The organism is Streptomyces lycii (assembly GCF_009735685.1).
Taxonomy (GTDB): Bacteria; Actinomycetota; Actinomycetes; order Streptomycetales; family Streptomycetaceae; genus Streptomyces; species Streptomyces lycii.
The window spans coordinates 1-13440 of sequence record NZ_WHPN01000047.1; the positions used below are offsets into that span (position 1 = coordinate 1).

General features: G+C 74.7%; 10 protein-coding genes and 2 pseudogenes. 6 read left to right on the forward strand and 6 right to left on the reverse strand.

What is annotated here, in order from left to right:
- Both GCU69_RS33145 and GCU69_RS02440 read right to left on the reverse strand, forming a co-directional pair.
- Positions 1–452: pseudogene (locus tag GCU69_RS33145) on the reverse strand (hypothetical protein); the annotation flags it as partial.
- Entirely contained in the window at positions 449–1432 is a 984-nt protein-coding gene (locus tag GCU69_RS02440; RefSeq protein WP_098751089.1) for an aldo/keto reductase, read from the reverse strand. The pseudogene GCU69_RS33145 and the gene GCU69_RS02440, both read right to left, overlap by 4 nt.
- Before the next feature lie 128 nt (positions 1433–1560).
- Between GCU69_RS02440 and GCU69_RS02445 the strand changes: the two genes are divergently transcribed.
- A complete protein-coding gene (locus GCU69_RS02445; protein WP_098751088.1) occupies positions 1561–2613 on the forward strand; it encodes an LLM class F420-dependent oxidoreductase in 1053 nt (350 codons plus the stop codon).
- Between the two features lie 45 nt (positions 2614–2658).
- On the opposite strand, the gene GCU69_RS02450 is transcribed toward GCU69_RS02445, so the two are convergent.
- A complete protein-coding gene (locus GCU69_RS02450) occupies positions 2659–3273 on the reverse strand; it encodes a hypothetical protein (protein ID WP_235978161.1) in 615 nt (204 codons plus the stop codon).
- A 613-nt stretch (positions 3274–3886) separates the two neighbouring features.
- Positions 3887–4879, reverse strand: coding sequence for a magnesium/cobalt transporter CorA (gene corA, locus GCU69_RS02455; protein ID WP_098751086.1), 993 nt, complete (start codon positions 4877–4879; stop codon positions 3887–3889).
- Between the two features lie 151 nt (positions 4880–5030).
- Here corA and GCU69_RS02460 point away from each other — a divergent pair, with 151 nt between their 5' ends.
- From GCU69_RS02460 to mshC, 4 genes are all read left to right on the forward strand, one after another.
- Entirely contained in the window at positions 5031–5735 is a 705-nt protein-coding gene (locus tag GCU69_RS02460) for a histidine phosphatase family protein (protein ID WP_098751085.1), read from the forward strand.
- A gap of 112 nt (positions 5736–5847) precedes the next feature.
- Complete coding sequence (locus tag GCU69_RS02465; RefSeq protein WP_107644852.1) at positions 5848–6438, forward strand: DUF3090 domain-containing protein; 591 nt, start codon at positions 5848–5850, stop codon at positions 6436–6438.
- Positions 6402–7271 (forward strand): SCO1664 family protein, encoded by an 870-nt coding sequence (locus GCU69_RS02470; RefSeq protein WP_156204997.1) that lies wholly within the window; start codon positions 6402–6404, stop codon positions 7269–7271. The genes GCU69_RS02465 and GCU69_RS02470 overlap by 37 nt, the downstream gene beginning before the upstream one ends.
- A gap of 149 nt (positions 7272–7420) precedes the next feature.
- Positions 7421–8650: a cysteine--1-D-myo-inosityl 2-amino-2-deoxy-alpha-D-glucopyranoside ligase gene (gene mshC / locus GCU69_RS02475; protein ID WP_098751082.1), complete on the forward strand. Its 1230-nt coding sequence runs from the start codon at positions 7421–7423 to the stop codon at positions 8648–8650.
- A gap of 733 nt (positions 8651–9383) precedes the next feature.
- Here the strand turns inward: mshC and GCU69_RS02480 are convergent.
- Positions 9384–10385: pseudogene (locus tag GCU69_RS02480) on the reverse strand (PAC2 family protein); the annotation flags it as partial.
- Between the two features lie 126 nt (positions 10386–10511).
- Positions 10512–11582: a LacI family DNA-binding transcriptional regulator gene (locus GCU69_RS02485; protein ID WP_235978162.1), complete on the reverse strand. Its 1071-nt coding sequence runs from the start codon at positions 11580–11582 to the stop codon at positions 10512–10514.
- A gap of 137 nt (positions 11583–11719) precedes the next feature.
- Here GCU69_RS02485 and GCU69_RS02490 point away from each other — a divergent pair, with 137 nt between their 5' ends.
- A complete protein-coding gene (locus GCU69_RS02490) occupies positions 11720–13381 on the forward strand; it encodes a glycoside hydrolase family 13 protein (RefSeq protein ID WP_156204998.1) in 1662 nt (553 codons plus the stop codon).
- Positions 13382–13440: the final 59 nt, after the last annotated feature.

The following is a 13440-nucleotide window of genomic DNA, read 5'->3' on the forward strand; positions in this document are numbered from 1 at the left end:
CCGGCCGGTTCCGCACCGTCGCCGCGGGACCCGCCGGACGGTCCGCCCCGCCCGGCCGCTTCCCTGTCGCTGTCCGCGCTGTCCGCGCTGTCCCCGGGGTGCCCGTCGTCCCCGCGGCGGCCGTCGTCTCCGTCGTCCCCGCTGTTCCCGCGGTGCGCGTCGTCCCCGCCGTGCCCGTCATGGCCGCCGTCTCCGCCGGGACCCCCGGGGCCGTCACCGCCGGGCGCGTCCCCCTCCGCCGGGGAAGACGCATGCCCGGCAGACACGGCGGCAGCTCCGGCGGCCTCACCGGGCCGGCGCGGCGCGCTGCCCGCCTCGCCCCGGGGCGGCGGGCCGGGGCGGTCCGCCCGCCCGGTACCGGACGTCGGGATGTCGTCGCCGCCGGCGCCCGGGGCGGCGTCTTCCGGCGCCGGCGCGGCAGCGGCCTCGCCGGCGAGGCGGTCCGTGGTCACAGCGTGCTCCAGTCCTGGTCGGGGTAGTGGTGCACCGGTGCCGACACATCGTCGAGCGCCCGGCAGATCTCGTCGGGAAGACTAAGCTCCTCCGCTGACAATGCCGCCGCCAGCTGCTGTGACGTGCGGGCGCCGACGATCGGGGCGACCACTCCGGGCCGGTCCCGGACCCAGGCGAGTGCCACGTTGAGCGGGGTGGTCGCCAGACCGTCGGCCGCGGTGGCGACGGCGTCGACGATCAGCCCCGCCGCCTCGTCGAGATACGGGGCGACGAAGCCCGCCATGTGCTCCGAGGCGCCCCGCGAGTCGGCCGGGGTGGCATGGCGGTACTTGCCGGTCAGCACCCCCCGGCCCAGCGGTGACGAGGGCAGCAGGCCGACGCCGAGGTCCCGGGCGGCGGGCAGCACCTCCCGTTCGACGCCGCGCTGCACCAGCGAGTACTCCATCTGCGTACTCGCCAGCCGGGTGCGGGTTCCCGGCACCGCGAGCTGCCAGGTCGCCGCCTTGGCCAGCTGCCAGCCGGAGAAGTTCGACACCCCCACATAGCGGGCGCGCCCGCTGGCGACCGCGATGTCCAGCGCCTGGAGGGTCTCGTCCAGCGGTGTCGAGGGATCGAAGGCGTGCACCTGCCACAGGTCCACGTAGTCGGTCCCGAGCCGTTCCAGGGAGGCGTCGAGGGCAGCGAGGAGATGCCCGCGGGAGCCGTCGAACCGCCGCTCCGGGTCGGGAACGCTGCCCGCCTTGGTGGCGATCACCAGGTCCCGGCGGGGCACCAGGTCCTCGATGAGCTGCCCGAGTACGTATTCGGCGGCGCCGTCGGCATAGACGTCGGCCGTGTCGACGAGCGTGCCGCCCGCCTCCCAGAACTCCTTCAGCTGCTCGGCGGCGCCGTGCTCACCCGTGTCGCGCCCCCAGGTGAGGGTGCCGAGCCCGATCCGCGATACCCGCAGCCCCGTACGGCCGAGATGCCTCTGCTCCATGGGCGACGAGGTTACTGGCCGGGCCCCGGCCGGGAGGGCCCGCGGCGCGCCCCGGCCCTGACGGATCCGCCCGCTCCGCGCTAGAGTCCCGACCACAGGGAACGTTACTGATCAGTAAGGGGAACGCCATGCGGCTCGGGATCAACCTCGGCTACTGGGGTGCGGGAATGGACGCCGACAATCTCGCGGTCGCGCGCGAGGCGGACCGGATCGGCTATTCGGTGTGCTGGGCCGCGGAGGCGTACGGTTCGGACGCCGCGACGGTGCTGGCGTGGGTCGCCGCGCAGACGGAGCGGATCGACGTCGGGTCCGCCATCTTCCAGATCCCGGCCCGTACGCCCGCGATGACGGCCATGACCGCCGCCACCCTCGACTCGCTCTCCGGGGGCCGCTTCCGGCTCGGCCTCGGCGTCTCGGGCCCGCAGGTGTCCGAGGGCTGGTACGGGGTGAAGTTCGACAAGCCGCTGGCCCGCACCCGCGAGTACGCCGAGATCGTCCGCAAGGCCATGTCCCGTGAGCGGCTCACGCACGAGGGACAGCACTGGACGCTGCCGCTGCCCGGCGGCCCCGGCAAGCCGATCAAGATGACCGTGCACCCGGTGCGCGAGGAGATCCCGCTGTACATCGCGGCGATCGGACCGAAGAACCTGGAGCAGACCGGTGAGATCGCGGACGGCGCCCTGGTGCTGTTCTTCGCGCCGGAGCACGCCGAGTCGACCACGCTGAGCCCGATCCGGGCGGGGCGCGAGAAGGCCGGGAAGACGCTGGACGGCTTCGACCTGGTGCCGACGGTGCCGATGGCGGTCGGCGACGACATCGACGCGCTCGCGGACGTCTTCCGGCCGTACACCGCCCTGTACGTCGGCGGCATGGGCAGCGCCAAGCAGAACTTCTACAACCGGCTCGCCTGCCGCATGGGTTACGAGAAGGAGGCCGCCGAGATCCAGGAGCGCTTCCTGGCCGGTGACAAGGACGGAGCGGCGGCGGCCGTGCCCCGCGAGCTGATCGACTCCACCACGCTGCTCGGCCCGGTCGAGCGGATCGCGGACCGGATGCGGGCCTACGCCGAGGCCGGGGTGACGACGCTCTCCCTCACACCGGCGGGCTTCACGCTCGACGAGCGGCTCGCCTCGCTGCGCGTGGGCGTCGAGGCGCTGGAGCGCGCGGGCCTCGCCGAGTGACCGGCGGCCGGTCCCGGGCGGGCCGGCCGCTCCGCGGGGCGCCGGTCAGCCCGGGACCAGCCGTCCCATCAGCCGTCCGAACGAGATGAGCCGCGCTATCTGGCCCGCCCCGCCGTCGTCCAGCGACTTGCTGAACCGGAACGCCTCCGGCCGGAAGCGGGCGGCGGCGATCGGGGCGTCCGGGTCGCCGCCCTGGACGGGGTTGAGTTCGTGCGGGGTGGCGGTCGCGAGCACCAGGTGCACGCCCCGGTCCACCCGGCGCCCCATCCGGTCGCGGCCGACCAGCGTGCGCATCCCGACATGGCGGATCGCGTCCAGCGGCAGCACCTGCACGGAGGAGTCGAGGACGGTGCCGCCCGGAGCGTCCTCGTCGGCGACCTCCTCGCTGTGCCACAGGATCAGCCGCCGCCCGTCGCAGACCGCGGCCTCCTGCCACAACGAGGCGCCCGCCTCGGTGAGATCCACCACGCGCTCCAGCGTGAAGCCCCGGACCCGGCGCCGGCCCAGCACGCCGCCGACGGCGTCCAACGCCACGTCCGCGTGCAGGAAATAGGCGTGCGCCGCTTCGTCCAGCCGCTCGTACGGCGACCAGTCGGAACCCTCCGGACCCACACGCCGCGGCGCGAGACTGCCCCGTGCCGCCTTGCCGAACAAGCTCACCCACAACCCCTTCCGGTCCGTCATCAGCCTACCGAGGGCCGCCGACAGCCGGGAGCAGTGTGCACGCCCGCCGGAGGCCCCGCAGGCCGCGGCCTCCCGCCGGTCGGCCTGACGCCCCGTCACCTCGACGGTCACGGCCGGTAATCCCGCCGCCTCCCCGGCCGGCGCCGATTTGCGAGGGCGTGCGAGGGCGTGCGGGGCGGCGATCGGCGGACGGGCTGAGGCGTACGGGGGCGGGGGCGTGCGGGGCTGAGGCGTACGGGGGGCGGGGACCTGCGGAGGTAGGGAAGTGCGGGGCAGGAACGAGCGGGGCAGGGACGTGCGGGGCGGCGAGGGCGGAGGAGCCGGGGCGTACGGGATCCGGGGCGTACGGGAGCCGGGGAGGTGCGGTGCGGTGTGGAGCGGGGGCCCAGGGGCCGGGGGCCAGGAGCGAGCGCTTGAGGGGCGTACGAGGGCCTGCGCAGCGACCGCGTGCGGGCGGCCCACGCGCCCGTCACCCCGCCCGTCACCCCGCCCTCATCGCGGCATCCGTCGCCGCCTCGCCGGCCGTCCACGGCGAGTTCCGCTCTCCCTGCGCGCGGCACCGCGCCCCCGCGGCCCCCGGACCGGGGGATCAGAGCCAGCCGCGCCGCTTGAACTGCCGGTACAGCCCGACCACCGCGACCGCCATGAAGACCAGCACCACCGGATAGCCCCAGGACGTGCGCAGCTCCGGCATGTGCTGGAAGTTCATCCCGTAGATGCCGGCGACCATGGTGGGCACCGCCGCCATCGCCGCCCAGGCCGAGATCTTCCGCATGTCGTCGTTCTGCCGTACGCCCGTCTGTGCCAGATGCGCCGACAGGACGTCCGACAGCAGCCGGTCGAGCCCCTCGACGCTCTCGTTCGCCCGCGTCAGATGGTCGCCGACGTCGCGGAAGAACGGCTGTGCCGCCTCGTCGACGAACGGCAGCCCCGGGCCGGTCAGCCGGGCCATGGGATCGGTCAGCGGGACGGTGGCCCGGCGGAATTCCACCACCTGCCGTTTGAACGAGTAGATCCGCGCCGCGGTGTTGCGCGCGTCCTGCCCGTCCGGCAGGAAGACCTCCGTCTCCAGCTCCTCCAGATCCACCTGGAGCTCGGACGCCACCTCGATGTAGTGGTCCACTACGGCGTCGCACACGGCGTACAGCACGGCTGTCGGGCCGTGCCGCAGCACCTCCGGTTCCCGCTCCAGCCGCTCCCGGACCAGGGCCAGCGGGCTGCCCTCGCCGTGCCGCACCGTCACCGCGAAGGAGTCGCCGACGAACAGCATCAGCTCGCTGGTGGAGACGGTGTCCGCCGCGGCCTCGTAGACGACCGGCTTCAGCACCATGAACAGCGAGTCGTCGTACACCTCCAGCTTGGGCCGCTGGTGTGCCTTGAGGGCGTCCTCGACCGCCAGCGGATGCAGCGCGAATTCGCTGCTGACCAGGTCGAACTCCTCCGCGGTCGGCTCGTGCATGCCGAGCCACAGAAACCGGTCGCCGGCGGTGCGGGCCTCCGCCAGCGCGTCGGAGAAGTCCAGCGGGCCGTCGGTGCGGCGGCCGTCCCGGTAGATGGCGCAGTCCACGATCACCCCCGTCATTTTTCCCGGGACGGGGCAGTCATGCATCCGGCGGCCGGAAGGCCGGCGGAGCGGACGCCCGCGTATCCGGGCCGTCCGGCGGCGCGGCGGGGTCCGCGGCTGTCGTCGTGCGCCCGCCGGGCACTGCGGGACAGCCCTTAGGCTGGCCCCCATGCCCACGCTGATCCTCCTCCGGCACGGCCGGTCGACCGCCAACACCTCCGGGCTCCTCGCCGGCTGGACCCCCGGCGTCGCGCTCGACGACCGCGGCGCCGCGCAGGCCGCCGGACTGCCCGCCCGGCTGGCCGGACTGCCGCTCGCCGCGGCCGTCAGCAGCCCGCTGCAGCGCTGCCGGGAGACACTGCGCCCGGTGCTCGAAGCCCGCCCGGGACTGCCGCTGCACATCGAGGACCGGATCGGCGAATGCCACTACGGCGACTGGTCCGGCCGCAAGATCTCCGAGCTCGCCGACGAGCCGCTCTGGCAGACGGTGCAGCACCATCCGTCGGCCGCCCGCTTCCCCGGCGAGGACGGCGAGTCCGTACGGGCCATGCAGGCGCGGGCCGTCGACGCGGTACGGGACTGGAACGACCGGATCGAGGCCGAGCACGGCTCCGACGCGGTGTACCTGATGTGCTCGCACGGCGACATCATCAAGTCCGTGGTCGCGGACGCGGTCGGGCTGCACCTCGACCAGTTCCAGCGGATCTCGGTCGAGCCCTGCTCCGTCACGGTGATCCGCTACACGCCGCTGCGGCCCTTCCTGCTGCGGCTCGGTGACACCGGTGAGTTCGGCGGCCTGATGCCCGCGGAGCGGGGCCCCGGGGCCACCGCCGAGGGCGACGCGGCCGTCGGGGGTGCCACCGGCGCACCGTGATCGCCGCCCGCAGTAGGGTGGACGAGCCGCGCCCGGGAAGGATCCCGGCGCCACCGCGGCGACCGGGCCGGGCCCGTCGCCGAGACCCATCCGCCGAGAAATGGAGCAGGACGTGTCCCGTCAGGTGTTCCTCTACGACCCCCCGGACCGCTTCGTCGCCGGTACGGTCGGGCTGCCTGGCCGCCGGACCTTCTTCCTGCAGGCGACCGCCGGGTCCCGGACCACGAGTGTCGCGCTGGAGAAGGCCCAGGTGGAGGCGCTCGCCGAGCGGATCGACGAGCTGCTGGACGAGGTCGTGCGGCGCACCGGCGGCAACGCTCCCGTGCCCGCCGTCGCCCCCGCCGAGGTCACCGACACCGCCCCGCTCGACACCCCGGTCGAGGAGGAGTTCCGGGTGGGGACGATGGCGCTCGCCTGGGACGGGGACGAGGAGCGCATGATCGTTGAGGCGCAGGCGCTCGTCGAACTCGAGGCGGAGACGGACGACGACCTCGCCGAGGCCGAGGAGCAACTGCTCCAGGACGACGAGAACGGCCCGCCCATGCTGAGGGTGCGGCTCACCGGGGCGATGGCGCGGGAATTCGCCAAACGCGCGATGGAGGTCGTCAACGCCGGACGGCCGCCGTGTCCGCTCTGCAGCCTGCCGCTCGACCCGGAGGGACACGTATGTCCGCGCCAGAACGGATACCGCCGGGGGCTGTGACCCCCGCGGGCGGGGCGGTGCCGGAGGCGTACGGCGGACCCGGGCCGTCCGCCGTGCTCGACCTGCTCGCGAGCGGCGAACTCACGGTCCGCGGCCGGATCCGCGAGGCGTCGAACGCCGTGCTGCACTGCGCCGTCGAACGCGACGGCGCGCGGGCCGCCTGTGTCTACAAGCCGGTCGCGGGCGAGCGCCCGCTGTGGGACTTCCCCGACGGGAACCTCGCCCGGCGCGAGGTCGCCGCGTACGAGGTGTCCCGCGCCACGGGCTGGGACCTGGTGCCGCCGACCGTGCTCCGCGACGGCCCGTACGGCGAAGGCATGGTCCAGCTCTGGATCGAGGCCGATCCCGGGGCCGCGCTGCTGGCCCTGGTCGAGGCGGAGGAGCCGGACCCGGGCTGGAAGGCCGTGGGCTTCGCCGACGTCGGCGAGGGACGCACGGCGCTCCTCGTGCACGCCGACGACGCGCGGCTGCGCCGGCTCGCGGTCCTCGACGCCGTCCTCAACAACGCCGACCGCAAGGGCGGTCACCTGCTGCCGACCACCTCGGGCAAGCTCTACGCGATCGATCACGGGGTGACCTTCAACGCCGAGGACAAGCTGCGCACGCTGCTGTGGGGCTGGGCGGGGGAGCCGCTGCCCGAGGAGGCCCTGGGCGTCCTCGAGCGGCTGTCGGCGGATCTGGCGCCCGGCGGTGCCCTGGCGGCCCGGCTCGCCGAGCTGATCACCGCGGCCGAGACCGAGGCCGTACGCGCCCGTGTCACCCGTCTGCTCGGCGAACGGCGGCATCCGGAGCCGGGCGGCGACTGGCCGCCCATTCCCTGGCCGCCGGTCTGACCCCGCCCGGAACGGGTGCCTCCGGCGGTGCGCGCCGGGGGCGCGGGGACCGGGGAAGCACATTGGCCGGCTCGTGACAAGAACGCCGATCCGGTCGTGATCGGCCCACCGGTTCGTATCCGGAAGGCGCATCCGGTTACGCTCATGTCATGTATGCCTGGCCCGCTTCCGAGGTTCCCGCCCTTCCCGGCCGTGGCCGCGACCTCCGGATCCACGACACCGCGACCGGGGGACTCGTTCCCCTCGACCCCGGTCCCGTCGCCCGCATCTACGTCTGCGGCATCACCCCGTACGACGCCACCCATCTGGGACATGCGGCGACCTACAACGCCTTCGACCTCGTCCAGCGCGTCTGGCTGGACACCAAGCGGCAGGTCCACTACGTCCAGAACGTCACCGATGTCGACGATCCGCTGCTGGAGCGGGCCGTCGCCAACGGCGACGACTGGACGGAGCTGGCGGAGCGCGAGACCGCGCTCTTCCGCGAGGACATGACCGCCCTGCGGATGCTCCCGCCGCGCCACTTCGTCGGTGCCGTCGAGTCGATACCGCGCATCGTGCCGCTCGTCGAGCGGCTGCGTGACGCCGGAGCGGCGTACGAACTGGACGGCGACATCTACTTCTCCGTCGCGGCCGACCCCGCCTTCGGACAGGTCTCCGGACTCGACGCCGAGACCATGCGCCACCTCTCCGCCGAGCGCGGCGGCGACCCGGACCGCCCGGGCAAGAAGAACCCGCTGGACCCGATGCTCTGGATGGCCGCCCGCGAGGGCGACCCGAGCTGGGACGGCGGCAGCCTCGGCCGCGGCCGGCCCGGCTGGCACATCGAGTGCGTGGCGATCGCGCTCGAACACCTCGGCATGGGCTTCGACGTCCAGGGCGGCGGCTCCGACCTCGCCTTCCCGCACCACGAGATGGGCGCCTCGCACGCCCAGGCGCTCACCGGGGAACACCCCTTCGCCCGCACCTACGTGCACGCCGGAATGGTCGCCCTCGACGGCGAGAAGATGTCCAAGTCCAAGGGCAATCTCGTCTTCGTCTCCGCGCTGCGCCGCGACGGCACCGATCCGGCCGCCATCCGCCTCGCGCTGCTCGCCCACCACTACCGCGCCGACTGGGAGTACACCGAGTCCGTGCTCGACGAGGCCGTGTCGCGGCTCGGCCGCTGGCGTGCCGCCGTCTCCCGCCCCGACGGCCCGCCGGCCGACGACCTGGTCGAGGAGATCCGCGCCGCCCTGGCCGACGACCTCGACGCGCCCGCCGCGCTCGCCGCCGTGGACCGCTGGGCCGCCCGTCAGGAGTCCGGCGGAGGTACGGACGAGGGGGCGCCGGGCCTGGTGTCGCGCGCCGTCGACGCCCTGCTGGGCGTGGCGCTCTGAGCGACGCGCACAGCGTGCCGAGGGGCGGCCACCCGTGGCGGGTGGCCGCCCCTCGGCGTCGGTGACTCCGGCCCGGCGGCTCGGTGACTCCGGCCCGGCGGCGGCGCGGGCCCGGTATCTCGTCGGTGCGGGTGCGGGTGCGGGTGCGGGTGCGGGTGCGGGTGCGGGCGCCGGGGGCCGCGGCGCGGATGAGGGCGGTGTGCGGGAGCGCGGTGTGCGCGGCCGCGGTCCCGCCCGCGGCCGGTGGCTACTCCTCCTCGGAGCCCGTACGCCGCTCCGGGCCGGAACCGCTCCCGGGGCCGGCCTCCGGGCCTGATCCCGTCTCCGGGCCTGATGCGGGCTCCGGGTCCGCCGCGGTCCCTGCTTCCGGGGCCGTTTCCGTCTCCGGGTCCGCCGCCGTCCCTGCCTCCGTGGCCGCTTCCGGAGCCGTACCGGCACCGGGGCCCGCGTCACGGCCGGTGGCGTCACCGGCGGTGCGGTCCTCTCCGGCTCCGGCGCTGTCGCCGCCGGGGGAGTTCGGGCCGGTGTCCCCGCCCGCGCCCGCGGCGTCCGTGTCCTCGCCGCTCCGGCCGCCTGTGCTGTCCTCCGTACCGCCCGTGCTGTCCGCACCGCTGGCGCCGCCCGAGCCGGCGGCGCTGTCCGCACCGTCGGCACTGTCCGTAACGTCCCCGCCGTCCGGGCCCTCCGTGCCGCCGGACCCCTCCGTGCCGGCTTCCGCGTTCCCGGCGTTCCCGTCGTCGGGCCCGGTCCGTGGCGCGTCCGCGTTCTCCCCCCGCGGCCGCCTGCGGGCCGGCCGTCCGCGCCCGCCGGTGGTGTCCCGCAGGTACGAGCCGCCCTCGGGCGCGCTTCCGCTCTCCGTGGCGTGCCCGCCCGGAGGCTGGCCCGGACCCGGCTGGCCGTCGCGCCGCCGCAGATAGCGCTCGAACTCCCGAGCGATGGCCTCGCCCGACGCCTCCGGGAGGTCCGCGGTGTCCCGGGCCTCCTCCAGCGACTGCACGTACTCCGCGACCTCGCTGTCCTCGGCGGCCAGCTGGTCCACGCCCAGCTGCCACGCCCGCGCGTCCTCCGCCAGCTCGCCCAGCGGGATGCGCAGCCCGATCAGGTCCTCCAGGCGGTTGAGCAGCGCGAGCGTCGCCTTGGGGTTCGGCGGCTGCGAGACGTAGTGCGGCACGGCCGCCCAGAGGCTGACCGCGGGCACGCCCGCGTGCGTGCAGGCCTCCTGGAGGATGCCGACGATGCCCGTCGGCCCCTCGTACCGGGTCTCCTCGAGATCCATCGTCCGGGCCAGCTGCGGGTCGGAGGTGACACCACTGACGGGGACGGGGCGGGTGTGCGGGGTGTCGCCGAGAAGGGCGCCCAGCACCACCACCATCTCGACGCCCAACTCGTGGGCGAAACCCAGGATCTCGTTGCAGAAGGACCGCCAGCGCATGCTGGGCTCCGTCCCGCGTACGAGGACGAGGTCGCGCGGCTTCTCGCCGCCGATCCGGACCACCGACAGCCGGGTGGTGGGCCAGGTGATCTTCCGTTCCCCGTCCTCCAGGAACACGGTGGGCCGGTTCACCTGGAAGTCGTAGTAGTCCTCCGCGTCGAGTGCCGCGAAGACCTCGCCCTTCCACTCCCGGTCGAGATGTGCGACCGCGGCGGAGGCGGCGTCACCGGCGTCGTTCCAGCCTTCGAACGCTGCCACCATGACCGGGTCGATCAGCTCGGGTACCCCCTCGAGCTCGATCACCCAGCGCCTCCTTCCGGCCGGGGCGGTACTTCCCGTTCCGCCGCGGCTGCCGTTCCGATGCCTGCGGTCCCAAGCCTACGGCGTCGGGCAGTTGCGTCATCAGCCCCCATCACGCGGAAGTGGAATTCATCCGGGCTGTTCACGGCCGCCTCCGGCAGGCCCCCGGGAGCCCCCGGGACCGGACGGCGCGGCGGTCGTGCCGCGCGGCACCAGGGTCGTCCCCAGACGCACCCGGGGCTCACGGACCCCGCCGTGCCGTACCGCCTCGACGAGCATCCGCCCGGCGATCGCGCCCTGCTCGTACACCGATTGGGCGACGGTGGTCAGGTCCAGGAGTTCCGCCATCGGGCTGTCGTCGAAGCCGACGACCGACATCCGCCCGGGCACCGGGACACCGGCGCGGCGGAGCGTGCGCAGCGCGCCGATCGCCACCTCGTCCGCCTCGGCGAAGACGGCCGTCGGCGGTGTGCGCAGCGACAGCAGTTCGCCCATCGCCCGGGCGCCGCCGTCGATCCCCCAGGGCGCGGAGACGACGGCGTCATCCGGAATCTCCAGCCCGGCCTCCGTCAGGGCGGCCCGGTAGCCCGCCAACCGCCGCCGGGACACGCCCTGGTGGACGCCCTCGTCATCGGTGGAGCGGATCATGCCGATCCGCCGGTGGCCGAGGTTCACCAGATGGCGTACGGCCTTGGCGGCCCCGGCCGTGTCGTCGATGGCCGCGGCGGGCCGGTCTCCCGGCTCCGTCCCGGCGCCGACCACGGGCAGGCCGAGCGCGCCGAGCCGCCGCAGTTCCTCCTCCGCGAGGGAGAGGGCGATGACCAGCAGGCCGTCCGCCCGCCTGCGGACCGGCAGCGTCTCGAAGAACTCGTGGCGTTCCGCGGAGCCCTCGACATGGTGCAGCACGATCTCGAACCCCGCGCGGCGCAGCACCCGGTGCGCCCCGGCCAGCGCCCGGGCGTGGAACCAGCGGCTGATGAAGGGCACCAGCACGGCCACCGACCCGGTGCGCCCGGTGACCAGGCCGGAGGCGGCGGGGGAGACCACGTAGTCGAGGCTCTCGGCGGCCCGCAGAATCCGCCCGCGCGTCTCCTCGGACACCCCGGGCCGGCCGCGCAGCGCCCGGGAGACGGTGCCCGTGGACACGCCGACCGCACGGGCCACGTCCGCCATGCTCACCGCCGGCCGCTGTTCGCTCACGGCGGCAGATTAGCAGCCGTGCGCACAAGGCTTTGCGTCATGACAACCTTGACGGTGAGAGGTGACGCCCGCAGGATGACGCAAACGCTTGAGCTGTCCACGCGCCACTGCCCGCACCACCCGCCTGAGAGGCAACAGTGATCCACAGCACGTCCCCGCACCCGTCCGGCCCGGGCGCCGACTGGTGGCGGGAGTCCGTCGTCTACCAGATCTACGTCCCCAGCTTCGCGGACGCCGACGGCGACGGGATCGGCGATCTGCGCGGGGCGGCCGGCCGGCTGGCCCATGTCGCGGAGCTGGGCGCGGACGCCGTGTGGCTGACGCCCTTCTACCCGTCCCCCTGGGCCGACGGCGGCTACGACGTCGCCGACCATCGGGACGTCGACCCGCGCCACGGCACCCTGGACGACTTCCGCGCTTTCGTCGGGCGGGCCCACGGGCTCGGGCTGAAGGTCGTCGTCGACATCGTCCCCAACCACTGCTCGGACCGGCACCCCTGGTTCGCCGAGGCGCTCGCCGCGCCGCCCGGATCGGCCGCCCGCGACCGGTTCGTCTTCCGCGACGGCAAGGGGCCGGACGGCTGCGAGCCGCCCGCGGACTGGCAGTCGAAGTTCGGCGGCAGCGCCTGGACCCGCGTCCCCGACGGCCAGTGGTACCTGCACATCTTCGCGGCCGAACAGCCCGACCTGAACTGGGAGAACCCGGAGGTCGCCGCCGACTTCGAGCGCACCCTGCGGTTCTGGCTCGACCTCGGCGCCGACGGCTTCCGCGTCGACGTCGCCCACGGGCTGCGCAAGGACCTGGCGCCGCCGCTCCGGGACACCCGCGGCGCCGACGCCGCGCCGCTCAACTCGCCCCCCGAGGGCGACGACCATCCCTTCTGGGACCGCGACGAGGTGCACGAGATCTACCGCGCCTGGCGGAAGGTCATCGACAGCTACGATCCGCCGCGGATCGCCGTCGCGGAGGCCGGCGTCAGCGCGGCCAGGCTCCCGCTCTACACCCGCCCCGACGAGCTCCACCAGGCGTTCAACTTCTTCCATCTGCGCTGCCCGTGGGACGCCGCCGCCTTCCGGGACGTCATCGGCACCTCGCTCGACAGCGCCCGGAGCGTCGGCTGCCTGCCCACCTGGGTGCTGTCCAACCACGACGTGGTTCGCCACCGCACCCGTTACGGCCTCCCCGACGGCACGGACGCCGCCGGATGGCCGCCCGTCGCCGGCGGCGGGCCCGAACCGGACGACACGAAGGGCCGCCGCCGCGCCCGCGCGGCCGCGCTGCTGACCCTCGCCCTGCCCGGCACCACGTACCTCTACCAGGGCGAGGAACTCGGGCTGCCCGAGGTCTCCGGCCTGCCGCCGGAGGCGCTCCGCGACCCGATCTGGGAGCGCAGCGGCCGCACCCGCAAGGGGCGCGACGGCTGCCGGGTGCCGCTGCCGTGGAGCCGCGGCGGCACGTCGTACGGCTTCGGCCCCGGCGGCAGCTGGCTGCCGCAGCCCGAGGGCTGGGGTGAGTTCTCGGCCGAGGCGCAGCGCGGCAGGGACGGCTCGTTCCTGGAGCTGTACCGCGCGGCGCTCCGGCTGCGCCGCGCCTTCCGCGGCGACGAGACGTTCCGCTCACTGGCCGGGGCCGCGGGCGAACTCGCGTTCCGCAAGGGCGCCGGGCTCGAATGCCGGGTCAACTTCTCGGCCCGGCCGGTGCCGTTGCCGGCACTCCCGGTGCTGCTGGCGAGCGACGGGCTCACCGCGGACGGCATGCTGGCCCCGGACACCGCGGTGTGGCTGGACGCCCGGGACTGAGGGGGCGCCGTCGGGGGAGGCGTGCCTATTCCGTCCCCGGGGGAGGACGTGCGGGCCGC